30 protein-coding genes are annotated in these 26949 nt (G+C 60.3%); 20 read left to right on the forward strand and 10 right to left on the reverse strand.

Translation table 11 applies throughout. The annotated features are described in order from the left end of the window. Complete coding sequence (locus tag HDF10_RS10520) at positions 1 to 528, reverse strand: GNAT family N-acetyltransferase (protein WP_260177805.1); 528 nt, start codon at positions 526 to 528, stop codon at positions 1 to 3. 186 nt (positions 529 to 714) lie between these two features. Here HDF10_RS10520 and HDF10_RS10525 point away from each other — a divergent pair, with 186 nt between their 5' ends. From HDF10_RS10525 to HDF10_RS10535, 3 genes are all read left to right on the forward strand, one after another. Beyond that, positions 715 to 1659, forward strand: coding sequence for a dienelactone hydrolase family protein (locus HDF10_RS10525; RefSeq protein WP_183813086.1), 945 nt, complete (start codon positions 715 to 717; stop codon positions 1657 to 1659). A gap of 2 nt (positions 1660 to 1661) precedes the next feature. Beyond that, the gene (locus HDF10_RS10530) at positions 1662 to 2348 is read left to right on the forward strand and encodes a peroxiredoxin family protein (protein ID WP_311732731.1); all 687 of its coding nucleotides are present in this window, start codon (positions 1662 to 1664) and stop codon (positions 2346 to 2348) included. Positions 2349 to 2481: 133 nt separating this feature from the next. Beyond that, complete coding sequence (locus HDF10_RS10535) at positions 2482 to 3345, forward strand: IclR family transcriptional regulator domain-containing protein (protein WP_183813088.1); 864 nt, start codon at positions 2482 to 2484, stop codon at positions 3343 to 3345. A 142-nt stretch (positions 3346 to 3487) separates the two neighbouring features. Here the strand turns inward: HDF10_RS10535 and HDF10_RS10540 are convergent, their stop codons facing one another. Continuing rightward, a complete protein-coding gene (locus HDF10_RS10540; RefSeq protein WP_183813090.1) occupies positions 3488 to 4039 on the reverse strand; it encodes a DUF1697 domain-containing protein in 552 nt (183 codons plus the stop codon). Between the two features lie 22 nt (positions 4040 to 4061). Further along, on the reverse strand, positions 4062 to 4973 hold the full coding sequence (locus HDF10_RS10545; protein WP_183813092.1) for a type I phosphomannose isomerase catalytic subunit: 912 nt from the start codon (positions 4971 to 4973) through the stop codon (positions 4062 to 4064). 128 nt (positions 4974 to 5101) lie between these two features. Here HDF10_RS10545 and HDF10_RS10550 point away from each other — a divergent pair, with 128 nt between their 5' ends. The 5 genes from HDF10_RS10550 (at position 5102) to HDF10_RS20930 (ending at position 8837) form a co-directional block, all read left to right on the forward strand. Beyond that, positions 5102 to 6091, forward strand: coding sequence for an acyl-CoA desaturase (locus HDF10_RS10550; protein ID WP_183813094.1), 990 nt, complete (start codon positions 5102 to 5104; stop codon positions 6089 to 6091). 174 nt (positions 6092 to 6265) lie between these two features. Beyond that, on the forward strand, positions 6266 to 6967 hold the full coding sequence (locus HDF10_RS10555) for a DUF3011 domain-containing protein (protein WP_183813096.1): 702 nt from the start codon (positions 6266 to 6268) through the stop codon (positions 6965 to 6967). 158 nt (positions 6968 to 7125) lie between these two features. Beyond that, positions 7126 to 7635 (forward strand): DUF3011 domain-containing protein, encoded by a 510-nt coding sequence (locus HDF10_RS10560; RefSeq protein WP_183813098.1) that lies wholly within the window; start codon positions 7126 to 7128, stop codon positions 7633 to 7635. A gap of 61 nt (positions 7636 to 7696) precedes the next feature. After that, positions 7697 to 8473 carry a HipA family kinase gene (locus tag HDF10_RS20925; protein WP_183813100.1) on the forward strand — a complete coding sequence of 259 codons (777 nt, stop codon included), beginning with the start codon at positions 7697 to 7699 and terminating at the stop codon, positions 8471 to 8473. Further along, positions 8451 to 8837 carry a DUF3037 domain-containing protein gene (locus tag HDF10_RS20930; RefSeq protein ID WP_183813117.1) on the forward strand — a complete coding sequence of 129 codons (387 nt, stop codon included), beginning with the start codon at positions 8451 to 8453 and terminating at the stop codon, positions 8835 to 8837. Before HDF10_RS20925 ends, HDF10_RS20930 begins: the two co-directional genes overlap by 23 nt. 22 nt (positions 8838 to 8859) lie before the next feature. Here HDF10_RS20930 and HDF10_RS10575 read toward each other — a convergent pair whose 3' ends face one another. Further along, positions 8860 to 9372, reverse strand: a complete 513-nt coding sequence (locus tag HDF10_RS10575; protein ID WP_183813118.1) for a methyltransferase domain-containing protein — start codon at positions 9370 to 9372, stop codon at positions 8860 to 8862. A 334-nt stretch (positions 9373 to 9706) separates the two neighbouring features. Here HDF10_RS10575 and HDF10_RS10580 point away from each other — a divergent pair, with 334 nt between their 5' ends. From HDF10_RS10580 to HDF10_RS10595, 4 genes are all read left to right on the forward strand, one after another. Further along, positions 9707 to 10633, forward strand: coding sequence for a sensor histidine kinase (locus HDF10_RS10580; RefSeq protein WP_183813119.1), 927 nt, complete (start codon positions 9707 to 9709; stop codon positions 10631 to 10633). A 165-nt stretch (positions 10634 to 10798) separates the two neighbouring features. Then, on the forward strand, positions 10799 to 11482 hold the full coding sequence (locus tag HDF10_RS10585) for a MarC family protein (RefSeq protein ID WP_183813120.1): 684 nt from the start codon (positions 10799 to 10801) through the stop codon (positions 11480 to 11482). Positions 11483 to 11518: 36 nt separating this feature from the next. Next, complete coding sequence (locus HDF10_RS10590) at positions 11519 to 12274, forward strand: response regulator transcription factor (protein WP_183813121.1); 756 nt, start codon at positions 11519 to 11521, stop codon at positions 12272 to 12274. A gap of 96 nt (positions 12275 to 12370) precedes the next feature. Then, on the forward strand, positions 12371 to 12901 hold the full coding sequence (locus HDF10_RS10595) for a GNAT family N-acetyltransferase (RefSeq protein WP_183813122.1): 531 nt from the start codon (positions 12371 to 12373) through the stop codon (positions 12899 to 12901). A gap of 43 nt (positions 12902 to 12944) precedes the next feature. Here HDF10_RS10595 and HDF10_RS10600 read toward each other — a convergent pair whose 3' ends face one another. Then, positions 12945 to 13385: a response regulator gene (locus HDF10_RS10600; protein WP_183813124.1), complete on the reverse strand. Its 441-nt coding sequence runs from the start codon at positions 13383 to 13385 to the stop codon at positions 12945 to 12947. A gap of 252 nt (positions 13386 to 13637) precedes the next feature. Between HDF10_RS10600 and lptF the strand changes: the two genes are divergently transcribed. After that, positions 13638 to 16025: an LPS export ABC transporter permease LptF gene (gene lptF / locus HDF10_RS10605; RefSeq protein ID WP_183813126.1), complete on the forward strand. Its 2388-nt coding sequence runs from the start codon at positions 13638 to 13640 to the stop codon at positions 16023 to 16025. Between the two features lie 166 nt (positions 16026 to 16191). Here lptF and HDF10_RS10610 read toward each other — a convergent pair whose 3' ends face one another. Both HDF10_RS10610 and HDF10_RS10615 read right to left on the reverse strand, forming a co-directional pair. Next, positions 16192 to 16689 carry an SRPBCC family protein gene (locus HDF10_RS10610; RefSeq protein ID WP_183813128.1) on the reverse strand — a complete coding sequence of 166 codons (498 nt, stop codon included), beginning with the start codon at positions 16687 to 16689 and terminating at the stop codon, positions 16192 to 16194. After that, positions 16655 to 17005: an ArsR/SmtB family transcription factor gene (locus HDF10_RS10615; RefSeq protein WP_221271622.1), complete on the reverse strand. Its 351-nt coding sequence runs from the start codon at positions 17003 to 17005 to the stop codon at positions 16655 to 16657. Before HDF10_RS10615 ends, HDF10_RS10610 begins: the two co-directional genes overlap by 35 nt. A gap of 155 nt (positions 17006 to 17160) precedes the next feature. On the opposite strand from HDF10_RS10615, the gene HDF10_RS10620 reads away from it, so the two are divergent. Beyond that, positions 17161 to 17889 (forward strand): FKBP-type peptidyl-prolyl cis-trans isomerase, encoded by a 729-nt coding sequence (locus HDF10_RS10620; RefSeq protein WP_183813132.1) that lies wholly within the window; start codon positions 17161 to 17163, stop codon positions 17887 to 17889. A gap of 44 nt (positions 17890 to 17933) precedes the next feature. After that, positions 17934 to 19700, forward strand: a complete 1767-nt coding sequence (locus HDF10_RS10625; RefSeq protein WP_183813134.1) for an ABC transporter ATP-binding protein — start codon at positions 17934 to 17936, stop codon at positions 19698 to 19700. 117 nt (positions 19701 to 19817) lie between these two features. Here HDF10_RS10625 and fliS read toward each other — a convergent pair whose 3' ends face one another. The 3 genes from fliS to HDF10_RS10640 form a co-directional block, all read right to left on the reverse strand. After that, positions 19818 to 20291 (reverse strand): flagellar export chaperone FliS, encoded by a 474-nt coding sequence (fliS, locus tag HDF10_RS10630; protein WP_183813136.1) that lies wholly within the window; start codon positions 20289 to 20291, stop codon positions 19818 to 19820. Positions 20292 to 20295: 4 nt separating this feature from the next. Beyond that, entirely contained in the window at positions 20296 to 21669 is a 1374-nt protein-coding gene (gene fliD / locus HDF10_RS10635) for a flagellar filament capping protein FliD (RefSeq protein ID WP_183813138.1), read from the reverse strand. Positions 21670 to 21823: 154 nt separating this feature from the next. Then, positions 21824 to 22660, reverse strand: a complete 837-nt coding sequence (locus HDF10_RS10640; RefSeq protein ID WP_183813140.1) for a flagellin — start codon at positions 22658 to 22660, stop codon at positions 21824 to 21826. A 264-nt stretch (positions 22661 to 22924) separates the two neighbouring features. Between HDF10_RS10640 and HDF10_RS10645 the strand changes: the two genes are divergently transcribed. From HDF10_RS10645 to ogt, 5 genes are all read left to right on the forward strand, one after another. Further along, the gene (locus HDF10_RS10645) at positions 22925 to 23215 is read left to right on the forward strand and encodes a flagellar FlbD family protein (protein WP_183813142.1); all 291 of its coding nucleotides are present in this window, start codon (positions 22925 to 22927) and stop codon (positions 23213 to 23215) included. A 27-nt stretch (positions 23216 to 23242) separates the two neighbouring features. Next, positions 23243 to 24028 (forward strand): flagellar motor protein, encoded by a 786-nt coding sequence (locus HDF10_RS10650; protein ID WP_183813144.1) that lies wholly within the window; start codon positions 23243 to 23245, stop codon positions 24026 to 24028. Beyond that, positions 24025 to 24798, forward strand: coding sequence for a flagellar motor protein MotB (locus HDF10_RS10655; protein ID WP_183813146.1), 774 nt, complete (start codon positions 24025 to 24027; stop codon positions 24796 to 24798). Before HDF10_RS10650 ends, HDF10_RS10655 begins: the two co-directional genes overlap by 4 nt. A gap of 104 nt (positions 24799 to 24902) precedes the next feature. Then, the gene (locus HDF10_RS10660) at positions 24903 to 26405 is read left to right on the forward strand and encodes a DNA-3-methyladenine glycosylase 2 (RefSeq protein WP_183813148.1); all 1503 of its coding nucleotides are present in this window, start codon (positions 24903 to 24905) and stop codon (positions 26403 to 26405) included. Continuing rightward, complete coding sequence (ogt, locus tag HDF10_RS10665) at positions 26398 to 26946, forward strand: methylated-DNA--[protein]-cysteine S-methyltransferase (RefSeq protein ID WP_183813150.1); 549 nt, start codon at positions 26398 to 26400, stop codon at positions 26944 to 26946. The genes HDF10_RS10660 and ogt overlap by 8 nt, the downstream gene beginning before the upstream one ends. Positions 26947 to 26949 lie beyond the last annotated feature (3 nt).

Genomic DNA, 26949 nt, shown 5'->3' on the forward strand with positions numbered 1-26949 from the left:
TTAGAGATCTTTCACCATCCGTACCACTTCGATCGTCTCCCCACCGCCTACCGGAACCTGCCTCCGATCCATTTCCTGATATCCCTTTCGCGCATACAGCGACACTCCGGTCAGCGTACTGCCCATTTCAAACTTGGTGAACCCTTCCGCCATCGCCGATTTCTCAGCCGCCCCAAGAATCAGCGCCCCCAAACCCGTCCGCGCATACCCAGGATGGACAAAGATAGCCCGAATCTTCGCCGCATCCTGCCGCGGATCCAATCTCTCTGGCGCAATCTTCTCCACCTGGTGATCCCCGCCATAGAGTGTCTTCCGAAAACTCCATCCACCGCATCCAGCGATCTCACCGCTTTCAGCGACCGCTACAAAGTAAGTCCCATCCGCAATTAGCTGGCTGTCCACCGTAAAGACCGTAGCCAATGCGCCCTCTCTCTGCGCGAGAGAATAGTCCGCAGTTTGAAGTCCCCGCACCGACGCAACTATGAGACTACGAATCTGAGCCACATCGTCCGAGGTAGCAATCCGCAAATGAAATCTTTCCATCCGAAAAGTGTATAAAAAGCGGTTCTGAACATGCCTCGCTTCGCAGTCTTCTCAGTCAACTACAACCGCTTCAACCCTTTTATCAATCTCATCAATGTCCCGACAAAATCGTAGTCGCCACCTTGTCCGTCCCCTCAATCGCGTACTACACTCCTCCCCATGACGTTCACAATGCCTCGCACCCTCAAGCTCGTCGTCGCAGCTCTTCTCCTCCCCCTCGCCACTGGCGCCATGCAGGCTCAGGACTGGGCCAAGACCCGTCTCGAGGCCTCGCCCCGCCATCACGAATACGTCCCGCTCAAACACGGCGACCGCACCGTTCAGGCCTTCGTCGTCTACCCCGAGGTCAAAACGAAGGCTCCCGTCGTCATTCTCATCCACGAGATCTTCGGGCTGAGCGACTGGGCCAAAGAGATGGCCGACGAGTTAGCCGCGCAGGGCTTCATCGTCATCGCGCCCGACCTGCTCACCGGCTTCGGCCCCAACGGGGGCGGCTCCGACGCCTTCCCCAATCAGGACGCCTCCGTTAAAGCCGTCTCCGGTCTTGATCCCGCCGTAGTCAACGCCGACCTCGACGCCGCAGCAGACTACGGCAAAAAATTACCGGCAGCCAATGGCAAGCTCGCCGTCACAGGCTTCTGCTGGGGAGGCGGCAAATCCTTCGCCTTCGCCGCTCACCGCAAAGATCTCTCCGCCGCCTTCGTCTTCTACGGTCCGGGCCCCTCGGATGTCACCACAATCACCGCCCCTGTCTACGGCTTCTACGCTGGCAATGATGCCCGCATCGGCGCAACCCTGCCTGCTACCACCGATGCTATGAAGGCTGCCGGAAAAAAATATGAGCCCATCACCTACGACGGCGCAGGCCACGGCTTCATGCGCGCCGGCGAAGATCCCGGCAACACCGTCCCCGGCAACAAAACCGCACGCGAACAGGCCTTCACCCGTCTCGTCACCCTCATCAAAGAGATGAAGGCAGCCCCGGTTGCCGCCAACGCCAGGCGCAACAAGACCGTAGCGCAAAGATCACAGCCCGCGGCCTCCTGCCACGCCAACACGGATACTGCAAAAGCTAACCCGACACCACAACCCATAGAGACAACTGCAATAATGTAGCTGTGGCCGCTGCTCTCAACATCTCGCTTCAGGATCAACTGGATCGCATCACGCAAAACACCCGTGCCCTCGTCCAGCCCGAGCGCCTCGCTGTCTCCGAACGGGCGACCGAAGACCTCTTCAACACAGGCATCGAAGACCGCATCCTGAAAGCCGGGGCACACGCTCCGTCCTTCACCCTCGAAGACGCCCTCACTCACAAGCCCGTCAGCTCAGCCGATCTCCTCGCCCTCGGCCCGCTCGTCGTCAACTTCTTTCGTGGCCGCTGGGACCCCTACTGCGTCACCGAACTCGAAGCCTGGCGCGACCTTCACGCCGACCTCCGCAGACGCGGTGCCATCTTCGTCGCCATCTCCCCGCAGACCACCCGCCAAAACAACTTCACCCTCGAGCAGCATGGCATGCAATACCCTCTACTCTCCGACCCCGGCGCAACCACTGCAGAAAAATTCGGCATAGCCCATACCATCCCGCAGGACCTCCGCAGCTACTACCAGTCCATCCTCATCAACATCCCCTTCAACAACGCCGGCCTCAGCTATCACAATGCCACCGAAGCCAGCTGGCGCCTCCCGATCCCTGCCGTCTTCGTCATCGACCAGACCAACACCATCCTCTTCGCCGAAGGCCACGCCGACTTCCGTGTGCGCCCCGAACCCGCCGACGTCCTCGCCGCTCTCACCCGATAAGCCATCCTCCACGATTTAGAAGGTATCTGAGCCGGCTCACGGCAACATCTTGCGATATTCGAACCGTGCGTTTATCGTAGTTATAGTCCGTCTATCGAACATCTGGTCGATAACGTCACGGAAAGGGACACGCATGAGCCTCACCCCACGCCAAACCCTCGCATCATCCGAAACTTCCCCGCCACCCGCTCCTCCCGCAGCACCCAAACCCACCCCGGCCTCCTCTCTCGACATCTTCACCGGCGATCCCAACTTCATGACCTCGCTCGCCCGCGGTCTTATAGTCATTCAGGCCTTCACCCAGCAATCTCCGCAGATGACCATCTCGCAACTCAGCGTAAAGACTGGCCTCTCCCGCGCCGCAGTTCGCCGCTGCCTCTACACCCTCACCAAGCTCGGCTTTGCCGGCGCAGAAGACGGCTCGCGCTACTCCCTCCGTCCGCGAATGCTCACCCTCTCCCACACCTACACCACTTCGAACACTCTCTCCACCGCCGCCCAGCCTATCCTTGAGCGCATGTCCGCCGCTCTCCGCGAGTCCTTCTCTGTCGCCACGCTCGACGGCGAGGACATCGTCTACATCGCCCGCACCCAGGTCAACCGCGTCATGGCCGTCGATCTCCACATCGGCAGCCGCCTACCCGCCTACTGCACCAGCATGGGCCGCATTCTCCTCGCCTATCTCCCGCCCGAACAGCTCGAGCAGTATCTCGCCAAAGCTGTCCTCACCCCACACACCACGCGCACCATCACCTCCGTCGAGAAGCTCCGCCTCACCCTGCGCAACGTGCGCCGCAACGGCTACGCCCTCGTCGATCAGGAGTACGAGGTCGGCCTCCGCTCTCTAGCCGTCCCCGTCTTTGCCTCCTCGGGCCGAGTCGTAGCCACGCTGAACCTTAGCGGCAACGCCCCTCGCATCTCCGTCCTCGAGATGCAAAGCCGCTTCCTCAGCCATCTTCGCAATGCTGCCAACGAGCTAAGCGCCTTCCTCAACTAGAGCGGATTTCCTGATGGTGTGCAGCACCGTGTCTTTCTTGTTGTCATTCCGCAGCGTAGCGGAGGAATCTGCTGTTCGATTAGCCCGACACCTTAAAGCAATCTGATGTAACATCGGCACATTCTGGCGAACTAAGCGCGCGTCAAGCCATCATCTCCGCGAGCTTCAAGACCGTCCGCCAGTTTCGCATCGTGCTCACCGTCTTCAGCTTCGAATCAAAATACGCATTCGTCAACTTCGTCTTCGCCGCTCCGGTCGCGAGCTTCATATAAATCTCCCGCCCGATGACTGCAAACTCATCCGGCGCTGATCGCATCACATCCAGCCCAGCAACCAGATCCGGCCCTGGCCGGTCCGCGAGAAAAGAAACATGCAGCATCTCTTCCGCAGCCCCAGCCTTCAATAACGGATTCCCCCGGACCGCCGCCTGCATCTCCACAGCCGTCCGCAGCACCACCGGCACCTTCAATCCGAACTGTAACTCCACCTGTTGCGTAATGGCATTCTGTAGTCTACCCACTACTTTGTCGTCAGCGCAGAAGACCACATTCCCACTCTGAATGTAGGTCACCACCTCGCCACATCCGGCAGCGACGAAGAGACCCGCCAGCTCCTTCATCGGCAGCATATTCTTTCCGCCCACGTTGATGCCGCGCAGCAACGCAACGTGTTTCATGGTCGCCTTCGCTTTCATCAGGTCACCTTCCTAGACCGGCTTAGACCGGCGCCACGCACCGCGCAAACGTTACTCCAGTCTTCGTCTCCACAGCAACATCCCCATCTCCCATCGGCACCACGACAGCCCGCCCGGGAGTCAACTCCAACTCTCCGTCAGGTGTCCTCACCACGCCACTCCCCGCCAGGCCAACAAGACAACCGGCTCCCGCAAAGTCAACCGTCCGTTCGCTCGTCGCAGAGATCTCAAATCGATCCACCACAAAATACCTCTGCTCAATCAACCTCGTAAATCCGTCCATCTCCCGTGACGCAACCTTACCCGCGTCCGTCGTAGCCTTGATCACCTGCAAGCCCTTCTCCAGATGCAGCTCCCGAGGCCGTCCATAGTCATACAGCCGATAGGTCACATCGCTGGTCTGCTGCGTCTCCAGCAGCACCACCCCAGGCCCGATGGCGTGCACAGTCCCAGCGTCCACAAACAGCATGTCCCCCACCGACACCGGCACATGCTCCAGCAGCAACTCCATCGTCCCGCTCTCGACTGAAGCCGCAACCTCCTTCGCGCCCACGCCCGCCTTCAACCCCAGCGCGACCGTCGCATCCGGCTCCGCCTCCAGCACGTACCAGCACTCGGTCTTTCCCCGCGTCTCCCCCATTGCCTTCGCCTGCGCATCATCCGGATGCACCTGCACCGAAAGCTTATCTGCCGGAAACAAAATCTTTACCAGCAGCGGAAACTCGCCACCCATCTTCTCCGCAACCGAAGCCAACGTCAGCCCCTTGAACGCTCCACTCTCCACCACACACTGCGGCCCAGTCAGCCAGGCCTCCCCTACCAGTTCCGTCGTGCCAGTCTCATCAAACCAGGGCTTCAGATCGCTCTTCCCCCAAACTCTTTCGCTAAACCACGGCTTCAATCCAAACGGCGCAACTCTGGTCCCAATTGTCATACTTCAAGGGTATCAACTCCCACCTTTGGGTGGCATTACAAAACTCTTACACCACATCTCCGTTCACCCCTGATAGCGTCAGTACTAGCAGTTCAGAAGCACCCGAAACACAAGGACAGCGAATAAATATGACTCCCCTCAGCACCATCGAAGAAGCCCCGGTAAAGGCGCCCAAGCTCGCCGCCGTAGTTCCAGCCGTCGCCGAAGTCACCCAGAAGATCAAGCAGGACCTCCGCATGGGCCGCGAGCACCAGGAAGGCCGCATCAACTGGATCACCACCATCGCCATGGGGCTCTTCCATGTCGGAGCCATCGCTGCCCTCTTCTTCTTCTCCTGGAAAAATCTGGCTGTCTTCGTGGTCATGTACTTCTTCGCGATCAACGTCGGCATCGGCGTTGCCTATCACCGCCTGCTCACCCATCGCGGCTACAAAGTTCCCAAGTGGGTCGAATACTTCGTTACCATGTGCGGCTGCCTCGCGCTCGAGGGCGGCCCGATCTTCTGGGTAGCCACCCACCGCGTTCACCATCAAAACTCCGATCAGGAAGGCGATCCGCACACTCCGCACGACGGCACCTGGTGGGCTCACGCCGGCTGGATCCTCTCCGGCCGCGCCCTTCACTCCGAGACCGCCCTCCTTGGCCGCTACGCCCCCGACCTCACCAAGGACCCCGTCCACGTCTGGCTCAGCAAATACCACTACGTTCCCCTGGTCGTCACCGGCGTCCTTCAGGTTGCACTCGGCGCAGCCCTCGCACCTGCAGGCCATCACTTCGTAGGCGCCCTCGGCATGGTCCTCTGGGGAACCTTCCTCCGCGTAACCATCGGCCTCCACGCGACCTGGCTGGTCAACTCCGCCACCCACCTCTGGGGCAAGCGCCGCTTCGAGACCAAAGACGACTCCCGCAACAACTGGTGGGTCGCCATGCTCACCGGCGGCGAAGGCTGGCACAACAACCACCACGCCCATCCCGTCAGCGCCCGCCACGGCCTCGCCTGGTACGAGTTCGACATCAACTACTACTGCATCTGGCTCCTCAGCAAAGTCGGGCTCGCGGAAAAGATTCAGATCGCCAAATTCGATCCAAAGAATCCCAAACCCGCCGGCGTCCTCTAAACCGGTCTTCTAAACCGAACGTCAGCAAAACAAAAGGCCGTCCTCCGAAAGGGGTGACGGCCTTTTCAATCTCTGCATCCAATCTCGACAAGCATCCAACTCCGCGCTATCCTCATCCGGAACTGCAACCGCTTCAAGGGCCAATGGCAAATCCTCAACCCGAAAAGAGGCAAAATGAAGCGCACAACGAAGCTCCTCCTGACAGCCACATTTCTTATCGCCGGCGCCTGCGCCACACCCACGCCTGCAACCGCGCAACCCGGTTACGGCGGCCCACCCCCCAGGATTACCTGCTCCTCCGACGACGGCCGCAGAAACTGGTGCGACATCGGTCCCTCTCGCGACGTCCGTCTGGTCCGGCAGATCAGCGACTCCCCCTGCGTCCAGGACGACACTTGGGGCGTCGATCGTCGTGGCCTCTGGGTCGACCGTGGCTGCCGCGCCGAGTTCTTCATCGGCCGCAGAGAACCGCCACCTCCTCCTATCACCGTCACCTGCTCCTCCAACGACGGACGCAGAAACTGGTGCGACATCGGCCCCTCTCGCGATCGCGACGTCCGCATGGCGCGACAGATCAGCGGCTCTCCCTGTATCCAGGACGACACCTGGGGCGTCGATCAACGCGGCCTCTGGGTAGACCGTGGCTGCCGCGCCGACTTCCTCGTTGGTCGCTTTGAACCGCCTCCTCCTCCCGTCACAATCACCTGCTCCTCCAACGACGGAGAACGAAACTGGTGCGACATCGGCTCCCGAACCGAGGTTCGTCTCATCCGGCAGATCAGCGGATCTCCCTGCGTCCGCGGCCAGACCTGGAACATCGACAATCGCGGCCTGTGGGTAGACCGAGGCTGCCGCGCCGACTTCGAAGCCCGCTAGCCGAGCATCACCAAACCAAAAAGCCGTCCTCCGAAAGGGGTGACGGCTTTTTAAAATCTCTGCAACCAATCTCGACAAGCATCCAACTCCACGCTATCCTCATTCGGAACCGCAACCACTTCAAAGACCGTGCCAATCTTCAACTCGAAAGAGGCAAGATGAAGCTCACAACCAAGCTCCTCCTGATAGCCACCCTCCTGATCGCGGGCACCTGCGCCACACCCACACCCGCAGCCGCGCAACCCGGCTACGGCGGTCCACCCCCGAGAATTACCTGCTCCTCCGACGACGGCCGCAGAAACTGGTGCAACATCGGGCCATCTCGCGATGTCCGCCTGGTCCGCCAGATCAGCGGCTCCCCTTGCATCCGCGACAATACTTGGGGAGTGGATCGCCGTGGCCTCTGGGTCGACCGCGGCTGCCGCGCCGAGTTCATCGTCGGCCGTGCAGGACCACCACCTCCGCCGCCTGGACCCGGCTCCGGTGCTATCGTCACCTGCTCCTCCAACGACGGAGGCAGAAGATGGTGTGACATAGGCCGTAGCCGCGATGTAAGACTCGTCCGGCAGATCAGCGGCTCCCCTTGCGTTCGTGGCCAGACCTGGGATGTGGACCGACGAGGCCTTTGGGTTGACCGAGGCTGCCGCGCCGACTTTCGAGTCCGCTAACACTACCCCGCAGGAAGTCGATTACACCCGAATCGGCTTCCTGCGGCTACACTAAGCAGCAATGCTTCGCACCATTCGCGCCACTCAGTATGTCACCGCCCTCCGCGAAGGCGGCTCTCTTCCCGCAATTATCGAGGCCGACGACCTGGGTCTCTACGTCGTCAAATTTCGCGGCGCCGGTCAGGGTCCCCTCGCGTTGGTGGCCGAACTCGTCGCCGGCGAAATCGGCCGCACCCTCGGTCTCAACATCCCCGAGCTTGTCTTCGCTCACGTCGATCCCGCACTCGGACGCAACGAGCCCGATCAGGAGATTCGCGACCTCCTTCGCGCCAGCGCCGGACTCAACCTCGCCCTCGATTATCTCCCCGGCTCCTCCATGTTCGACCCCGCCGCCGGCGACAAAGCCGACCCCCACACCGCCTCCCTCGCCGTCTGGTTCGACGCCTTCACCCTCAACGTCGACCGCACCCCCCGCAACGCCAATCTCCTCAACTGGCACAGCCAGCTCTACTTCATCGACCACGGAGCCGCCCTCTACTTTCACCACAACTGGCCCGACGCCGGCCGCCTCGCCGACTCTCCCTTCGCCGACATCCGCAACCACATCCTTCTGCCCTGGGCATCGAAGCTCGAAGAAATTGCGGCTCAAGCAACCACCCGCCTCAACTCTTCGGTCCTCAACGAGATCCTCGCGCAGATTCCCGACGATTGGCTTCAGTCCAGCCATCCCACTCCCGCCGAGGCACGCGCAGCCTATCTCGATCTCCTCACCCGCCGTCTGGCAGCATCCCCAATCTTCACCCAGGAGGCCATCCGTGCTCGCGCCCATCTCATTTGACTACGCAGTTATTCGCGTCGTCCCCCGTGTCGAGCGCGAAGAGTTCCTCAACGCAGGCGTCGTCGTCTTCTGCCTGCAACAGCGCTTCCTCGAAGCCCGCATCCACATCGACAATCAACGCCTTCGTGCCTTGTGGCCAGACCTCAACCTCGATCTGGTTCGTAACCACCTCGAAGCTTTCCCGAAAATCTGCGCCGCAGATCCCACAGCCGGTCCCATCTCGCAACTCAGCCAACGCGAACGCTTCCACTGGCTCGCCTCGCCGCGCAGCACGATTATCCAAGTCTCCCCCGTTCACACTGGCCTCTGCGACGAGCCTGAAAAACTCATGGATAATCTAGCCCGGCGCTACCTAACCCCGTGACCAAAGCCCCACCAATCAAACATCACGACACGCGCAAGCGGTACGCCTGGCTCTCATCCTTCGGGTCTGCCACCGGATCCGCCACCCGGTCCTCCTCTGACATCGCAATCGCCTCACACCACACCATCTGAAACCCGTCTCCAAAAACAACCGCCTGCTCCGGCTTCTGATACATCACCTCGAGATCGCGCGGCCTTCCGGCAAATCGACTCTGAATCCTCTCAACCAGCTGCCGCATCACCTGCTCTCCAAACGGGTTGTACATATATAAGAGGCAGGGCCCCTCCGGCCACTCCAGTTCCAACGCATCACCACACACAATCCGTATCGGCGACAGCGCCTTACCAGCCTTCGTCCACACCTCTGCATTTTCCTGCGCGAGTTCAGCCAGTCCCGTATTCAACTCCACCCCGACGACCTCGCGAAATCGCATCTCAGACGCAAGCAGCACCGCGCGCCCCTTCCCACATCCAAAGTCGACAAAGGTGTAGTCCCCGATGGCATGCGCAGGCCCAGACTCAAACCATTTCTTCATCGCTCCTCTAAAGCGCGAAGGTGGTATCGCCGCATATCCCGCAATAAATCTGTCGTTAGCATGCCCGACCGCCAGATCATGTCCAGGGATCAATCCGTCGGTCCTCACTCCGTGATGTACGTCAAACGGATGAGCCGCTCGCACCTCATCAGGCCGCCTCAGCCTGCGTCCTATGCTCTTGGCCGCCGACGTCACCGTTCCCGCCACTCCACGGTTTTCTAGCGACCACCGAACCCTTTCCAGGACTCCCACTGCCACCTCGCCGAAAGCATCGCTCTCTATAACCCAAGCCGCAACCGACCCATGAGACTTACCAGTTATATTCTCATGTAGCATGAACATCACCCGACGTCGCGGAGCTATCGCTTTCTTCATCACACTCGGCGCTCTCCTGGTCGGTGGCCTCATCACTCTCAACATCACCTGGATCATTCTCAACAAGCGCACCGTAGCCATCGCCGTCCTCGGCGTGATCCTCTTCGCCGCACTCATCGCCGGCGTCGTCCTCAACACCGTCTTCCTCGTCCGCGAGATCCGCCGCAACGAGCGTCAGGACTCCTTCCTCAACGCCGTCACCCACGAGCTAAAAACCCCCATCGCCAGCATCCGCCTCTACCTCGAAACCCTCCAGCGCCGCCCCATAGAGGAACCCCAGCGCCAGGAGTTCTACAAGATCATGCTCTCCGACTCCGACCGTCTCCTCGCCACCGTCGAGCAGGTCCTTAAAGCCGGCCAGCTTGGCCAACGCCAACGCCAGCAAAACCGCACCCTCATCAACATGGAGTCCCTCGTAGCCGACTGCATCGCCATCACACTCCAGCGCCACCACCTCCCCGCCGAAAGCATCGTCCTCGAACCCATCTCCGGTGTCGTCCGCCTCTACACTCAGGGCATCGCCGAAGACCTCCGCACCGCCGTTCTCAACGTCCTCGACAACGCCGTCAAATACTCCCCTGAAGGCGTTGCCATCCGCTGCTCGCTCGCCATCTCCAACTACACCTGGGTCGCACTCCGCGTCACCGACACCGGAGTCGGTCTGCCCGCCAACCAGTTCAAACGCATCTTCACGCGCTTCTACCGCGTCCCCGGCCGCGCCATGGCCAAGATCAAGGGAACCGGCCTCGGCCTCTTCCTCGTGCGCAACATCGCCCGTCAGCACGGCGGCGAAGCAACTGCCACCAGCCCCGGTCCCGGCCTCGGCACCACCATCTCCATCACCCTTCCCCTCGCCGCGCCAGCATCCTCCTCAATTTCTAACTAGAGCAATCTTCGCTCCTTCGTCTCAGGATAAAAAGCAAAACGTCATCTCGACCGGACCCTGAGCGCAGTCGAAGGGGCAGTGGAGAGATCCCTGTATTCCGTGCCGCCACCCAACGTACAATCGCATCAAAGTTCGTAGTTCATCTCAACCGAATCCGTGACCTCCATGTTTCTGCTCTGGAAATACTTCGCCTTGGGATTTAGCGCGCTTCTCCCGCTCGTCAACCCCCTCGGCTCCGCGCTTATCTTCCTGGGCCTTGTTGGCGCTGCGCCCATCGACATCTATCGTGGTCTCGCCCGCCGAATCGCCATCAACACCGTCATCTTCTTCGCCGTTATCGAACTCATCGGCTCGTATCTTCTCGGCTTCTTCGGCATCTCTCTGCCAATCGTCCAGGTCTCCGGCGGCATGGTCATCGCCATGATCGCCTGGTCGCTCCTGAACCAACCGGACAGCACTCCCAGCCCAGAGAAGACCGAAGCCGCAGCCCCTGCCGTCACACCCGCAGAGATCGACAGCCTGCAGCAGAAAGCCTTCTACCCCTTCACCTTCCCCATCACCGCCGGTCCCGGTTGTATCGTAGTCATGCTCACCCTCAGTGTGCACACCGAGCAGACCACCCTCGAAGACAAAGTCCTCGCCCACGCAGGCCTCTTCATCGCCGTCATCGTGCTCAGCGCTCTCATCTATCTCTGTTACGCCTATGCCCCGAAAATAGCCCGCACCATCTCACCGGCCACCGCGCACGGCATCCTCCGTGTCGTCGCCTTCATTCTGCTTTGCATCGGAGTTCAGATAGCATGGAACGGCCTCAGCGACCTCCTCACGCCTCTACTGCAAAGATCGTAACGCAACAAGTTACAAAAAAGCTAAATCGGAAACGCCATGACCGAACCCACCGCCCCACTCATCGTTCTCGTCGAAGACGAAGAGCATCTTGCCCAGGGCCTCCTCTTCAACCTGCAGGCCGAAGGCTATCGCACCCGCCACGAATCCGACGGCGACGCCGCCCTCGCCTATCTCCTCGCCGAAAAAACCACCCCCGAAGAACACATCGCCGCCATTCTCCTCGACGGCATGCTCCCTGGCGCCGACGGATTCACCATCGTCCGCGCACTCCGCGAAGCCCACCACTACACACCCATCCTCATGCTCACCGCCCGCTCCCGCCCCGAAGAGGTTCTCGAAGGCATCGAGGCCGGCGCCGACGACTACCTCGCCAAGCCCTTCGACCTCAACATCCTTCTCGTCCGCCTCAAATCGCTCCTCCGCCGCACCGCCTGGCAGAACGCCTCAACGCCAGAGACCCCACCGCCCGCCATTGCCGATCAGACTGACGAGTACGCCTTCAATCATCGCACCATCCGCTTCGACACTCTCGAGCTCATCGCCCCCAACCGCATCACCCACCTCACTCTCATGGAGGCCGATCTCCTTCGCTACCTCACCGAGCGCGAAGGCCAGATCGTCTCACGCTCAGCCATCCTCGAAGACGTCTGGCGAGTCCACGAAGACACCGATACCCGTGCCATCGATAACTTCATCGTCCGTCTCCGCCGCTACATCGAGGACGATCCCGCCGACCCCCAACACCTCGTCACCGTCCGCGGCATCGGCTATCGCTTCCTCGCCAACCCCTAGAACATCTAAATTAATGGGAGGCCCCCAGACGATGGTCACGGAAAACGTCCGACAGTCTGCCGCCAAGTCCTCCCCTAAATCCAGTCAGGAAAAAACATGAGCCTGCTCCAAACAGAGAACACAGTCGCCGGTCTGCGGCTAGCCACCACCGAGGACGCCGATTGGCTGGTCCCTTTCCTCAACCGCACCTTCGCCCCCGACAACTACTTCAAGCGCACCGAGCGCACCAATCCCTCGCAGGTCGCAGAGTACCTCCGCAATGGCTTCTTCCTGCTCCTCGAAGACGCAGGCGGGTTGTTCGGTCTGGTCTACACCGAACTGCGCGAGAACAGCCGCGGTTATATCGGAATGATCGCGACCGATCCCGACCGTCAGCGCGGCGGAATCGGAACGCATCTACTGCAGATCGGCGAAGAGTTCTGCAGCAACCGTGGCTCCCGTGTCATCGAGATCTCAGTCGTCAATCTCCGGCCAGACCTCGTCGCGTGGTATCAGCGGAAGGGATATCAAATCGTCGGCGAAGCACCCTACGTCCGCCCCGAAGTTCTTATCCTTCCCTGCCACTTCATTCTCATGGAAAAAAGTCTCGCTCCGACGTCCAACGCCGGCGCAGAAAACTCCAACTAACGCCGCCAGGTAAACGCCAATCGGCAGCCGAACCGAGGAAAGCCTACCGCGCCTCCTTCCACCTCCGCGCCTCCTCCGGTGCAAGAATCCGATGCACCTTGCTCAGCAACTCCGGCAACCGGAAGGGCTTCGCCAAAAAGCTCCAGCCCTCCTGCTCCAGCCGCAGCTTCTGCGCGCTGTCCACCATCCCACCCGAGATCATCAACACCGGCAGCCCGCCGCGGATCATCTTCAGCTCCCGCGCCAGCTCCATCCCCGACTTGCCCGGCATATACAGATCCGTCACCAGCAGATCGATCTCCGGCACACTGCGAAAGATCTGCGCAGCCCGCTCGGCGTCGCTGGAGCTAAAGACTCCATAGCCTTCATGTTCCAAAAACGTCCGCGTCAGCGCCCGCATATCCGGATCGTCATCCACCAGCAAAATCCTGCTCGGCGAAAGCTCAACAGCACGACGCTCAGAGGCAAAAATATCTAACGACATCGGCGAATCACATAGTTGTTCTGAATCTCGGCTCCAACTTCCACCACCACCACGTCTCAAACTCCCGGCTCGCATTCGGCATCAACAGCCACGCGAGATCCTCGCATTCAGCATGTTGCTCTCGGAAGATGGAGTGCACAATCTCTCCGCGAGTTGCCTCAGCACAAACTCAGCGCCTAACTCCTTCTCTCTCAATCAGCAATTGTCCACACACGCGATACACTTGAACCAGTTCCACCAAGCAGCAAACAAATGCGCATCATCACCCGCTACATCCTCCGCGAAGTCACCTCGCACGCCCTCCTCGGCGGAGCCCTCTTCACCTTCGTCATCTTCATGCGCGACCTCGGGCGCATCCTCGACTTCGTCGTACGCGACTCCGCCACCATGGGAGACGTCGCCCGCATCATCGCCTTCACCCTGCCTCCAGCCCTCACCGTCACCATTCCAATGGCCGTCCTGGTCGGCATCCTTCTCGGCCTCTCACGCCTCGCCGCCGACAGCGAGATCACCGCAATGCGCGCCAGCGGCATGGGTGCCATCGATTTCGTCCGCATCGTCTCCATCGTCTCCGCCGTAGCCCTCGCGCTCGGCCTCTTCAACTCACTCTACCTCGCCCCACGCGCCGCCTCCGGCCTCATCGCCCTCGGCGAATCTCTAAAGTCTTCGCAAGCCTCCTTCGAAGTCCAGCCCCGGGTATTCTACGAAGAGTTCAAAGACCGCGTCCTCTACATCCAGGACGTCAGCCCCGCCGCCGGAGCCGCCCTCTGGCATCACGTCTTCCTCGCCGACCTCACAGAGCCGGCCGACCCGCACATCACCACCGCCGACCAGGCCATCGTCGTCAACGGCACGCCCAACACAGCCGACGCGCAGACCATCCGCCTTCATCTGCTCAACGGCGGCCAGCACGATACCTCCTCCACCGACCCCAACCAATACAACATCTCCACCTTCTCGAGCACCGACGTCCCCATCGAGACCGAAGCCCCGGAAGACGCACACCTCGGCCGCGTCAACACGCCTATCCAGGCGCTCTCTTTACCCGAACTCTGGCGCCGCGCCAAAGCCGATCAAGCCACCAGCGGCCACGAATCCTCCGTCTACCGCATCGAGTTCAACAAGCGCTTCTCCTACCCCTTCGCCTGTCTCGTCCTCATGCTCGTCGGCGTTCCGCTCGGCATCTCCTCCAAACGCGGAGGCAAATCCACCGGCTTCGTCCTCACCATCCTCCTCGTCTTCATCTACTACTTCCTCTCGTCCGTAGGAGTAGCCTTCGCGCAATCAGGCAAGCTCTCGCCCTTCCTCGGCGTCTGGGGAGCGAACCTTCTCTTCGCTGCCGCCGGTGCGCTTCTCCTCTATCAAATGTCCCGCGGAGGCATCGCCCTCAGCCTCGTCTCCACCATCGGCGTCTGGCTCAGCAAGCTCATCACACGCCTCACCAGCAACGGCCACGAGTCCGCCAACGCCCGCTCCAACCACGACGTCGCCACCCTCCTCCGCCGCTTCCGCAGCATCATCCGCATCCAGTTCCCTCTTCTGCTCGACGACTACGTCATGCGCGAGTACGCAACTAACTTCGCCATCGTCCTCAGCTCCTTCTCCACCCTCTTCCTCATCTTCACTTTCTTCGAGCTCATCGGTCCCATCTTCAAAAACCGCACTCCCCTCATCACCGTAGGCGAATACCTCGTCACGCTCATCCCCTACATCCTCTACAACATCACACCCCTGTGCGCGCTCGTCGCAGTCCTCGTCACCTTTGGCTCCCTCAGCCGCACCTCAGAGCTCACCGCAATGAAGTCCAGCGGCATCAGCCTCTACCGCATCATCACGCCAGTCCTCATCGTCACCATCCTCATCTCCGCCGGCCTCTTCGTCTTCGACGAGCTCTACCTCCCCGCCGCCAACCGCCGCCAGGAAGCTCTCCTCTCCATCATCAAAGACAAGCCCACCCAAACCTTCTTGCGCCCAGACCGCCAGTGGATCTCCGGCCAGACCAACAACGCCGGCGAACCCTCCCGCATCTTCTACTACCAGTACTTCAACGCGGAAAAAGACACCTTCGCCAACCTCACCGTCTTCGAGTTCGACCCAGCCTCATTCACACTTCAGCGGCGCATCTTCGCCGCAACCGCCCAATGGGACCCCAAAGTCAACAACTGGGTCTTCGACAACGGCTGGCAGCGCACCTTCTCCGGCGAAACCATCGCCAGCTACCAACCCTTCACCGTTGCCACCTTCCCCGAGATTCGCGAGCAGCCAACCTACTTCAAGAAGGAGTACATCCCCTCGCAGGAGATGAGCTACACCGAGCTCTCCCGCTACATCACCGACCTCAAGCAATCCGGCTTCGACACCAAGCGCCTCAGCGTACAGCTCAACAAAAAGATCGCCTACCCGCTCATCACTCTAGTCATGGCCATCCTCGCCATCCCCTTCGCCCTATCGATGGGCAAAAAGGGCTCGCTCACCGGCATCGCCACAGCCATCGGCCTCGCCATCACTTACTGGGTCGTCGCGCTCATCTTCGAATCCCTAGGCAACGTCAACACCCTGCCCGCAGTCCTCGCCGCCTGGACACCCGATCTCCTCTTCGGCATCACCGGCACCTACCTACTCCTGCGCACCCCTACTTAGCCGTCATTCGAACGAAAACGTTGTTACCTCGCCCCTACCTCTGTTGCTGCTTTTTGTTTGTCATTCCGCAGCGAAGCGAAGGAATCTGCTGTTGTTTTCGAATCTTCGAATGTACCGATAGCTCCAAGCAGCAGCGGACCCACCCGTCCGCCGCCGCTCTTTTTCATCAAGCCTCGATAGCTGCGGCCAGCTTGTTAAACAAGCTCTCCCAGCCCATCCCATGACCATCTCGCGAACCCTCAGTAGCGAACTGTTCATGCCGCAACCGAATCTCCGTTCCGCCCTCGACATCTCTCAAAAACACCGTCACCATCGAGGTCTCCGTCGGAGCCCAACTTCCGTTCCACGTAAACTGCAGCAGCTCGTTCGGAATCACGCGTAGATACTCCCCGCGAACCGCTACCTGGCGCTTTCTCTCTTCCTCCGTCATTCCCTCCTTGGCACACATCATCCCCTGCGACAAAACTTCGTAAGTTCCTCCCTCACGCACATCGAGCGTTGCGCTCACAAAGGTCATATCTCCGGGCGCATGCCATTTCTGCAGAATCTCCGGTCGCGTCCAAGCCTCATAGACCCGTGTCCGGCTCGCACGAATCACTCGTGTCAACTCAAGCTTCAAATCACTTCCATCATTCTTCTTCTGTTCCAGTTCCAGAGTTGCCATTCCGCACATCCTCTCCCGGCGTCTCCGCCGTCTCCAGGTAATTCTGAAGGGCATCCAACTGGCCCGTCCAGAAGGTTTCGTAGTAGGCAAGCCACTCCTGCGCTGCCCGCAAACTATCCGCATTCAACTGCACCATCCGAAAGTTGCCCTTCTTCTCCCGCCGAATCAAATCCGCCCGTTCCAGCACCTGCAGATGCTTCGAAACGGCCGCCAGCGACATGTTGTAAGGCTCCGCAATCTGCCCCACCGTCCGGGCCTCCCGGCTAACGTCCCGCAGAATCGCCCGACGCGTAGCGTCCGAAAGTGCATGAAACACGGAATCCAAAGAAGTAACTGACAATTCAACCATGCGGTTGAATATAACCCAAAACCCAAAACTATTCAACCAAATAACTAAATAGATTTTGCCGCCGCACCAAAAAACCACCAGTTCACCTCCGATTCGCCCAAACGTCCTAAACTGGAACCACAATGACTGCAAAGCTCTCCTCGATAGCCCTCCTGGCCGCTCTAACCACCGCCGCCACCGCCCAAACCACCCCGAAGGCAACAACCACCACCCCGCACCACACCACCACAACCGCAAAGACCGTCACCACACCTCCCAACATCCCCAAGGTAGTCGGCCTCCCCAGACCCCTCTACACGCTCAGGTACATCGACACCAAAATCGGCACCGGCGCACCCGCCGAAGAGCGCAAGTACTACACCGTCCACTACACCGGCTGGCTCACCAACGGCACCAAGTTCGACTCCTCCTTCGACCACCCAGGTGGCGAGCCGATCACCTTCCCCTACGGCGCACATCGCGTCATCATGGGCTGGGACACGGGCTTCCAAGGAATGCACGTCGGGGGCAAACGCCGCCTCTTCGTTCCATACCAGTTGGCCTACGGCGAATCCGGCCGTCCCCCCGTCATCCCGGCCAAAGCGGACCTCATCTTCGACGTCGAACTAGTCTCCATGTCCGACACGCCGCCCCAACCCAAGACACCTCCTGCTGCACCAACTGCGCCCGAATCCCCTCAAAAGACCGTACCGACTACTCCGTCGACTCCAACCACTCCGACAACGCCGTCGACTCAAACCACCCCGACAACCCCAACCACTCAAACTACGCCGACAACTCAAACCACGCCAACTGCTCCGAGTACTCCAACCACTCCAACCACCAATCCTCCGCACCCTGAGACCCTCTAGCCTCATCTGATCCCTAGCAACCCCAAGGACACTCAGAAACCAATATGCTGGAACGACTTAAACCGCTCGCACCCTACCTCAGGCGATACTGGAAGAATCTCGCCTGGGGCGGTGTCGCGGTCATCCTCTACAACACCATCAAGGTGCTCATCCCCATCGTCATCGGCCACGCCATCGACGACATGCAGAACGGCATCACCGAATCCAAAGTCGTCCACCACACCCTTCGCCTGCTCCTCATCGCGGTCCTCTCCGCAATCTTCCTCTACATCACCCGCCAGGTCATCATCGGAGCCTCCCGCGAGATCGAGTTCGATCTCCGCAACGATCTCTTCAGCAATCTGGAACGTCAGGCCCCCAGCTTTTACCACACCACCCGCACCGGCGACATCATGGCGCGCACCACCAACGACCTGAACGCCGTCCGCCAGCTCCTCGGCCCGGCGATCATGTACAGCGCCAACACCATCGTCTTCACCGCAGCCGCGCTGCCCTTCATGTACCGCATCAGCCCTCGGCTCACCTTCTTCGCCTTCGTCCCCCTCCCCATCGCCTCGATTCTCGTCCAGTACTTCGGCAACCGCATCCACCGCCGCTTCGAGCGCATCCAGGCCATGTTCTCCGACATCTCCGCCAAGGCCCAGGAGAACTTCTCCGGCGCCCGTCTCATCCGGGCCTTCGCGCAGGAAGACGCCGAGATCGACTCCTTCGAAACCGCCAATCTCGAGTACATCAAGCGCAGCCTTCATCTGGTTCGCCTCATGGCCATGCTCTGGCCCACTCTCGAGTTCGTCCTCGGCCTCTCGCTGATGATCACGCTGCTGGTAGGCGGCCACGAGGTCGTAGCCCACCACATCTCCGTAGGCCAGTTCACCTCCTTCAACGTCTACATGGTGCAGCTCACTTGGCCCATGATCGCAGTAGGCTGGGTCGTCAACCTCTTCCAGCGCGGCACCGCCTCCATCGTCCGCATCGACGAGCTCCTCAAGCAACAACCCGCCATCACCGATCAGGACGTCACCCCGCAGCAACTCCATCGCTTCGAAGACGCAGAAGAGATCGCCGGCGACATCGAGTTCCGCAATCTAACCTTCGCCTACCCTGATGCACCCGCAGTCCTGAAGGACATCAACCTCCGCATCCCCGCAGGCACCAGCCTCGCCATCGTAGGCCCCACGGGCTCCGGAAAATCAACCCTCGTCGGTCTCGTCCCACGCCTGCATGACGCCGCTCCCGGCATGGTTCTCGTAGACGGCGAACCCATCCGCTCCTACCCACTTGCCGACATCCGCCGTCAGATCGGCTTCGTCCCGCAAGAGACCTTCCTCTTCTCCGACACCATCCGCCAGAACATCGCCTTCGGCCGGCCCGACGCCTCGCAGGAGCAGATCCAGGACGCGGCCAACATCGCGCACATCGGCAACGAGATCCTCGAGTTCCCCAAAGGCTTCGAAACCATGGTAGGCGAGCGCGGAATTACCCTCTCCGGCGGCCAGAAGCAACGCACCGCCATCGCCCGCGCCATTATCCGCGAGCCCCGCATCCTCATCCTCGACGACGCCCTGGCCAGCGTCGACACCTACACCGAAGAGCGCATCCTCAACGGCCTGCGCCAAGGCATGTGCACCCGCACCACCATCTTCATCTCCCACCGAATCTCAACCGCCCGCAACGCCGACCAGATCGCCGTCCTCGTAGCCGGCCGCATCGCAGAGCTGGGAACCCACGAAGAACTCATCGCACGCAACGGCTACTACACCAGCCTCTTCGAAAAGCAACGCCTCGAAGAAGAGCTAGCCGTAACCACCTAGCGAGTCAGCAAGTTAGCAAGCCAGCCGGCTAGTTAGCTGTAAGCCTGACGAGGAGACGAATCGTATTTGCCAACATGCTGCTGGCTAACTAGCTGACTCGCTGACCAGCTGACAAAACTACGCCGACCACCCCGAAGCAGCAACCTCACCGACAGGCCCATACACCTCCGCCTGCGGAACGAACCGCTCCTCCCGCGTCCGCAGCTCTCTTGGCAACACCCTGCCTGCCTCCGGATCGCGTGCCACTACCATCCATGCCTCCCGAACATTGCGAACAAACCCGATCACCTCTTCAAACTGCTCCTTCGACTCCAGATGCGATGCCTCCAGCGTCATCGTGAACATCGTCGCGTAGAAGTCTGCCAGCGAAGCAGCCACCGTTCCGCCCAGATCCGGACGCAGCCGGGCCTGAAGATACGTCAGAATATCCAGCACCTTCTTCACCGCGATGCGTCGCCCGCGAACGTCGTCCTCCTCCACACACTGCATCGCCCGATAAAGAAACCGAACCATGCCATCGTAAAGCGCAACGATCTGCTCAACTCCGGTTGCGCCCCCCAAAGACTGCTGCTGATAGTTTCTTTCACTCATTGATTTATCCACTCGGATTCTGGTTGAAGCCGGTAACGGCGCTGTAAATCTCATTCACCTGGTTCAGTTGGCTGGGAATGGACTGCAGGATCTGGTTCGCAGCATTCAGCTCATTTGTAAGCTGTGTTTTCTGCTCCGAGAGCAACGTATCTTCGTTAGCGATGTCTGCATTCAACGCCTTCTCCTGCGCCGCATTCTGCTGCTGCGCAAGATAGATCGCGCCGTTGGGAGCCTGCGTGCCGAGATTGTTCACCGCCGTTGTGAGCGTCTGGCCGAAGCTGCCTGAACTCTGAAAAAACCCGGTAACGTCGGAGAGATTCGAACTGAGCGCGCTACTGAGCGTACTCGAGTCCAGTGTCAGAGTCCCGTCGTTGTTCAGACTGATTCCCAACTGGCCAAAATTGTTGATCGAGCCGCTCGCCGACCCTCCGAAGAGCGCCCCCGTTAGCTGGCTCTGCAACTGAGCCAATATCGGACTCCCCAGAAGAGCTGGAGCAGTGCCTGTAGAGCTATTCGTCTCCTCGGTATTAATGTCCTTAACCACCGTGTTATAGGCGGAGACAAAGTTACTCACAGCCGTTTCTATGTCCGTCGTGTTGTCGGTAACCTGCACTTGTACCTGCGTCCCAGGAGAGGCAGACGAGAGCAGCTGAAAGGTCACACCGGAGATCGCTCCGGTCACGGTGTTGGACGGACTCGTGACGTGAACCCCATCCACGGTTATTTGAGCGTCTTGTCCCTGCTGACCGCTATTGGGAGGGCCCGGAAACGTTATGCTGGTGGCACCATCGGCCAGGGTGCTGGTGATGGCGGCCAGTTGTCCAGCCGCACCGCTGGTTCCGCTTACAAGCGAGAGCCGCGACCCGGAAGAATCCGTAATCACGCTGGCAGTGACACCGATGGCGGCCGAGTTGATCGCGGCAGCCAGGCCCGTAAGCGTATTGCTGCCATTGGTAGCAGTGTCAAACACTTTGCCCTGAATCGTCACGGTACCGGTAAGGGTATCGCTGGCACTCGGGATCCCGGTCGAAACATCGGATGAGGTCTGCGCCAATTGGGTAATCGTGACCGTGTGACTACCGGCCACAGCCGACGAACCAGCAGAGGTAAGACTTAACAGATCGGTATTGGAACTCGATCCCTGCTTCTCCGCAAAGACTCCGTTAAAATCCGTCAGCGACTGCAAGGCTGTCGTGAGGCTTCCGAGGTCAGTCCCAAGCCCGCTGAAGACCGTATCCTGGGCCTGCAGCGTAGTCAGTTGATTCTTCCACGGAGTTTCAATCGCCTGTTCCGACGCCTGAATCGCCGTGACGGTTGTCGCTACGTCAAATCCCTGGCCGCTGGTCGCCGATCCGAAACTTAATCCAACTGTACCCATGTCATCTTCCCGCTTTCCTACACGGCAATAAGCAATCGTCGAGCCAGCCTGATGGCCCGTTGAATTAGAAATCTCTAAGTGTGATCATCGGAGGCCCATAACCGAAGCAGCGGCGACCGGACCATCTCATCCGGCCGCCGCTCGCTTCCACGTCTTACTGCAGCAGCTTCAAAATCTCCTGCTGCACGCTGTTGGCCTGCGCCAGCGCGCTGATACCGGTCTGGCTCAGCACCTGGAACTTCGCCAGATCGCTGGTCGCCTGACCGTAGTTGGTCGAACGAATGCTGCTCTCAGCAGACGAAAGGTTCACCTCTTCCGAACTGGCAACGTTCGCAGCGGCGTTCAACTGGTTGATGCCGGCGCCGAGGGTTCCGCGTTGCGCCGAAATACCGGAGATCGCATTGGTAATATCGGTCAGCGTGGTTTTGGCCAATGCTGCGGTCGTCAGCGTGTCGGTAGCGGGAGCGAACGTGACCCCGCCAATGCTGGTCGAACTCAAAGCACCGGTCGTGGTGGCAATCGTCGTCGTTCCCGCTGTGGTACCGTCGGTGACCACGAAGTTCGTCGCAACCGCTGAAAAGACACCGGTGCTGTTGAAGTTCGTCTTGCCGCCGATGTTGCCGATCTCTGTGATGATGCTTTGAAACTCCGTATCGGCCGCAGTCGACTGCGCCGCGGTCAAACCACCGTTAGAAGCCTCAGTCGCCAGTGTCGTCGCCCGGTCGAGCAGGTTCGTCACCTGCGACAGAGCGCCATCGGCGGTCTGCAGCAAGCCAACACCGTTCTGGGCATTCTGGGCCGATTGGGTCAAAGCAGCTTCGTTGGCGCGAAGACCGTCAGCAACCGAAAGGCCGGCCGCGTCGTCCGCGCCGCTGTTGATGCGCGAACCAGAAGAGAGCTGTTGAAGGACATTCTGGAGACTGCCCTGTGTCTGGTTGAGGTTGTTCTCTGCATAGGTTGCTGCAACGTTGGTAAGAATGCCCAAGGACATGGGTAAACGCTCCTGTACTGCTCGGTTTGAGTTACCGCGACGCCAGTCCCGGGTGTCCGACCGGCGAACTCACCTCACTGCCGAAGCAGTCTGTGAGATCCGGTTCACCTAGCGGTAGGCTCCGCGTTCAAACCCCTCATCGGCGTCACCCGCGCCGACTTTACGCAAATCTCATTTCGCTCCACCGTCATGGTCACCTTCCACATGCTCCTATTGACAGCAACTTCCCCGCCGATGAGACATCTGGGAGGAGTCCTTAAACACATGATCGAACTGACACGCCTCAACGGTAGTCCTCTCGCCGTAAACTGCGACCTCATCAAATACGCCGAAGCCTCACCCGACACCGTCCTCACCTTGATCACCGGCGAAAAGCTCATCGTCCTCGAGCCCTGCAGCCAGGTCTCGCAGCTCACCCTCGAGTTCCGCGCCGCCGTCCTTCGCCAGGCCTGGCCCGAGGCCGCACCCGCTCTCATCGCAAGGTCCGCGCACGACGCCGACCAGCAGCTTCGCAACGCAGACAAGAATCCAGACCGCAAAGCCTCTCACGAATAATCAACTTCACCCTGGAAGAGGAGACCCATGGACATCGCCAGCATTGGTGGTATCGCTCTCGCCCTCATCGGCATTCTCGCCGGCATGATGGTCGAAGGCGGCAGCATCGCCCAGATCACCCAGCCCACTGCGGCCATGATCGTTATCGGGGGCACACTCGGCGCCGTCATGCTCCAGTTTCCGATGAACATCTTCCTCGCCGCCATCAAGGCCGCCGCAAAAGTCTTCCTCCACAAAGGATCAAACGGAGAAGCCACGCTCGCCCAGATCGTCGCCTTCGCCAACAAGGCCCGCAGAAGTGGCATCGTCTCCCTCGACGCCGACCTCTCCACCGTCTCCGACCCCTTCCTCCGACAAGCCCTCATGCTCGCGGTCGACGGCACCGAACCGTCGGAGGTCCGCAAGATCATGCAGCTCGAACTCGACAACAAATCCGAGATCGAAGAAAAGATCCCCGCTGTCTTCGAGGCCGCCGGCGGCTACTCTCCCACCGTCGGCATCATCGGCGCAGTCCTCGGACTCATCCAGGTCATGAAGAATCTCTCCAACATCGATGAGGTTGGTCGCGGCATCGCCGTCGCCTTCGTCGCCACCATCTACGGCGTCGCCATGGCCAATCTCATCTGTCTCCCCGCCGCAGGCAAACTCAAGTTCCGCCACCGCGAAGAGCAGATGATCAAAGAGATGATGCTCGAAGGTGTCATCTCCATCCTCGAGGGCATGAATCCGCGCATGATCGAGACCAAGCTCCGCACCTACCTCTTCGACTCGCATCCACCCAAGTCCGGCAAGGCCGCAGAGGCTGGCGCATGAGCAAGAAGAAACATCCCGAGCACGTCAACCACGAGCGCTGGCTGGTATCCTACGCCGACTTCATCACGCTGCTCTTCGCCTTCTTCGTCGTCCTCTTCGCCTCCAGCCAGTCGGACAAGAAAAAGCAGCTCAAGCTCTCCGAAGCCATGCAGACCGCCTTCACTCCCCTCGGCACCTTCGACGCTCACTCGAAGACGCCGCCGCTCACCGACATCAACGCCTCCGCGATCACCAACTCCATCCCCTCGCCGATCGTGCGTCCCCTTCCATCCTCAAGCAGCGCAGAGAGCCCGCAGGAAACGTTAGAAGAGACCGAAGCCCGCCTGCGCAAACTCATCGCCGAACAGGTCGCCGCCGGTGGCATCCCTCCCGGCGGCATCGCCATGCGCATCACCCCAGATGGCCTCGTTATCTCCCTTCACGAAGCCGGCTTCTTTCCCTCCGGCTCCGCAGAGATTCGCCCGGCATCGATCCCCATGATCTCGATCCTCGCCAACACCCTCCCCGCAGGTCCACTCCGCGTCGAAGGCCACACCGACAACGTCCCCATCCACACCGCGCAGTTCGCCAGCAACTGGGAGCTCTCCACCGCCCGCTCCACCGCCATCGCGCGCCTCCTCCTCGAACGCGGCCCTATCGATCCCGCCAAGCTCGCCGCCGCTGGCTACGCCGAGTTTCACCCCGTCGCCAGCAACGACACCGAAGACGGACGCACCCAGAACCGCCGCGTCGACATCATCCTCCTGCGACACGCCGCAGCGTCTCAATGAATCTCCCAGGCATCAAAGTACCCTAATCCAGCATCTGCAATTCAAAAAACTGTACGCGTCCGAAAACCGCGAGTTTCACGAGCCCCGCATGAGAAACTTCATGGATGGAACTGCCGGATAAAGCGACTTGCCACCGGGCTCTCCAAACCCGCGATCCTCGCTTCGACGGCCTGATGTTTGTAGGCATCAAGTCCACCGGCATCTACTGTCGCACCATCTGTCCGGCTCGGACCGCGAAGTACGAAAACTGCACCTTCTTCCCATCCGCCGCAGCCGCTCACGAAGCTGGGTATCGACCCTGCCTCCGTTGTCGCCCCGAAACCGCCCCTGAGTCAGCTTCATGGCGAGGAACCTCCAACACCGTCTCGCGCGCTCTGGCCCTCATCGCCGACGGCGCGCTAGACGGCAAAAACAAGACCGTCGAAGCACTCGCCGAACGTCTTGGCGTCGGTGAGCGCCAACTACGAAGGCTATTCCTTCAGCACCTGGGAGCCTCACCAATCGCCGTAGCCCAAACCCGGCGCATCCTCTTCGCCAAACATCTCATCCACGAAACTCAAATGCCCATGGCCGAAGTTGCGCTCGCTGCAGGCTTCAGTAGCCTGCGCAGGTTCAATGAACTCTTTCAAAAACTCTTCCATCGCCCACCCAGCACACTGCGGCGAAAGTCTTCCGCAAGTCGTCCAGTTGCCGAGGCAGGCATCACACTCCGCCTGTGTTATCGCCCGCCTTACGACTGGCAATCCATGCTTAGCTTCCTTCAAGCTCGAGCAATCCCCGGTGTCGAAGTGATCGAAAAAGAAACTTATCGACGCACGGTCGAAGTTGATGGCTCGGTGGGAAGCATCGCGGTGGCGCACCTGCCGCAGAAGAATAGCTTGAGCGTCACAATCATCTTCCCATCCGTGAAGTCTCTTCCGGCAATCGTAGCCCGCGTGCGTCGCCTCTTCGACATCGGCGCAGACATCGAGACCATCGACGCACATCTCTCGCACGATCCGCAGCTGGCGCCGTGGGTAGCCCTACGCCCGGGCCTGCGTGCCCCAGGCGGCTGGGATGGATTCGAACTAGCCGTTCGCGCGATCCTCGGCCAGCAGATCAGCGTCGTTGCCGCCCGCAAACTCGCAGGACAACTCGTCGCCCTCCACGGCAAGCCGTTACTAAAGAGCCCCAGCATACCTGCAGGCCTCACCCACACCTTCCCCACAGCAAAGCGCATCGCCACCGCAAAATCACTAGGCCTGGGCATGCCCGCCGCACGCCTCGCCTCCTTGAAAGCGCTCGCGCAAGCAGCAGCCGACGACCCCAACCTCTTCCGTCCGCTTGGAACAACCGAAGAAGCCATCGCGCGTCTGCGCACCATTCCTGGTATCGGCGACTGGACCGCCCAATACATCGCCCTCCGCGCACTTCGCGAGATGGACGCCTTCCCCGCATCCGACATCGGCCTGCTCCGTGGCGCCGCAAAGGTCGATGGAACCCCCGCGACTCCAACCAGCCTCCTCACCCGCGCCGAGTCGTGGAGACCCTGGCGCGCCTACGCGGCACAACACCTGTGGGCCGCCAACGCAAACGAAGTTTTTCCTAGCGAGAGAGCACATGCATGAACCCCTAAATCTGCTGATAGATCGATTCGACACGCCGATCGGCGAGATGGTCATCGTAGCCGATCACGACGGAAACCTGCGAGCCGTTGAATGGACAGACCATGAAGACCGCCTGCATAAGTCCCTCCGGCTTCACTATGGCCACAACGGGTTCAGGCTTGAGCCAGCCAGCAATCCGTCTGGACTATCCGACGTGATGAAGCGTTACTTTGCAGGAGAGCTCGCCGCTATAGACGAACTCCCCGTACGCACAGCCGGCACCCCATTTCAACGCGACGTCTGGCGCGCGCTGCGCACGATCCCACATGGCACAACCGTCTCCTATGCAAAGCTCGCCGAACAGATCGGCAGACCCAGGGCCGTCAGAGCAGTCGGACTAGCCAACGGCTCCAACCCCATCGGTGTAGTCGTCCCCTGTCATCGCATCGTCGGATCCAACGGTTCGCTCACAGGCTACGGCGGAGGCATCGAGCGAAAACGCTGGCTGCTGCAACACGAAATCAAACACCAGCCCGAATACCTTCCCCTCCAACTCACTTGAGAA

This window comes from Tunturiibacter empetritectus (assembly GCF_014201375.1).
GTDB classification, from domain to species: domain Bacteria; phylum Acidobacteriota; class Terriglobia; order Terriglobales; family Acidobacteriaceae; genus Edaphobacter; species Edaphobacter lichenicola_D.

Coding starts and splice junctions, on each gene's coding strand:
- HDF10_RS10655 (WP_183813146.1), top strand. CDS start 24,025: ATGAGCAAGAAGAAACATCCCGAGCACGTCAACCACGAGCGCTGGCTG.
- HDF10_RS10590 (WP_183813121.1), top strand. CDS start 11,519: ATGACCGAACCCACCGCCCCACTCATCGTTCTCGTCGAAGACGAAGAG.
- fliS (WP_183813136.1), bottom strand. CDS start 20,291: ATGAGTGAAAGAAACTATCAGCAGCAGTCTTTGGGGGGCGCAACCGGA.
- HDF10_RS10560 (WP_183813098.1), top strand. CDS start 7,126: ATGAAGCTCACAACCAAGCTCCTCCTGATAGCCACCCTCCTGATCGCG.
- HDF10_RS10620 (WP_183813132.1), top strand. CDS start 17,161: ATGACTGCAAAGCTCTCCTCGATAGCCCTCCTGGCCGCTCTAACCACC.
- HDF10_RS10525 (WP_183813086.1), top strand. CDS start 715: ATGCCTCGCACCCTCAAGCTCGTCGTCGCAGCTCTTCTCCTCCCCCTC.
- lptF (WP_183813126.1), top strand. CDS start 13,638: ATGCGCATCATCACCCGCTACATCCTCCGCGAAGTCACCTCGCACGCC.
- HDF10_RS10650 (WP_183813144.1), top strand. CDS start 23,243: ATGGACATCGCCAGCATTGGTGGTATCGCTCTCGCCCTCATCGGCATT.
- fliD (WP_183813138.1), bottom strand. CDS start 21,669: ATGGGTACAGTTGGATTAAGTTTCGGATCGGCGACCAGCGGCCAGGGA.
- ogt (WP_183813150.1), top strand. CDS start 26,398: ATGCATGAACCCCTAAATCTGCTGATAGATCGATTCGACACGCCGATC.
- HDF10_RS10645 (WP_183813142.1), top strand. CDS start 22,925: ATGATCGAACTGACACGCCTCAACGGTAGTCCTCTCGCCGTAAACTGC.
- HDF10_RS10640 (WP_183813140.1), bottom strand. CDS start 22,660: ATGTCCTTGGGCATTCTTACCAACGTTGCAGCAACCTATGCAGAGAAC.
- HDF10_RS10660 (WP_183813148.1), top strand. CDS start 24,903: ATGGAACTGCCGGATAAAGCGACTTGCCACCGGGCTCTCCAAACCCGC.
- HDF10_RS10545 (WP_183813092.1), bottom strand. CDS start 4,973: ATGACAATTGGGACCAGAGTTGCGCCGTTTGGATTGAAGCCGTGGTTT.
- HDF10_RS10585 (WP_183813120.1), top strand. CDS start 10,799: ATGTTTCTGCTCTGGAAATACTTCGCCTTGGGATTTAGCGCGCTTCTC.
- HDF10_RS10550 (WP_183813094.1), top strand. CDS start 5,102: ATGACTCCCCTCAGCACCATCGAAGAAGCCCCGGTAAAGGCGCCCAAG.
- HDF10_RS10540 (WP_183813090.1), bottom strand. CDS start 4,039: ATGAAAGCGAAGGCGACCATGAAACACGTTGCGTTGCTGCGCGGCATC.
- HDF10_RS10555 (WP_183813096.1), top strand. CDS start 6,266: ATGAAGCGCACAACGAAGCTCCTCCTGACAGCCACATTTCTTATCGCC.
- HDF10_RS10595 (WP_183813122.1), top strand. CDS start 12,371: ATGAGCCTGCTCCAAACAGAGAACACAGTCGCCGGTCTGCGGCTAGCC.
- HDF10_RS10600 (WP_183813124.1), bottom strand. CDS start 13,385: ATGTCGTTAGATATTTTTGCCTCTGAGCGTCGTGCTGTTGAGCTTTCG.
- HDF10_RS10580 (WP_183813119.1), top strand. CDS start 9,707: ATGAACATCACCCGACGTCGCGGAGCTATCGCTTTCTTCATCACACTC.
- HDF10_RS10535 (WP_183813088.1), top strand. CDS start 2,482: ATGAGCCTCACCCCACGCCAAACCCTCGCATCATCCGAAACTTCCCCG.
- HDF10_RS10575 (WP_183813118.1), bottom strand. CDS start 9,372: ATGAAGAAATGGTTTGAGTCTGGGCCTGCGCATGCCATCGGGGACTAC.
- HDF10_RS10625 (WP_183813134.1), top strand. CDS start 17,934: ATGCTGGAACGACTTAAACCGCTCGCACCCTACCTCAGGCGATACTGG.
- HDF10_RS20925 (WP_183813100.1), top strand. CDS start 7,697: ATGCTTCGCACCATTCGCGCCACTCAGTATGTCACCGCCCTCCGCGAA.
- HDF10_RS10610 (WP_183813128.1), bottom strand. CDS start 16,689: ATGGCAACTCTGGAACTGGAACAGAAGAAGAATGATGGAAGTGATTTG.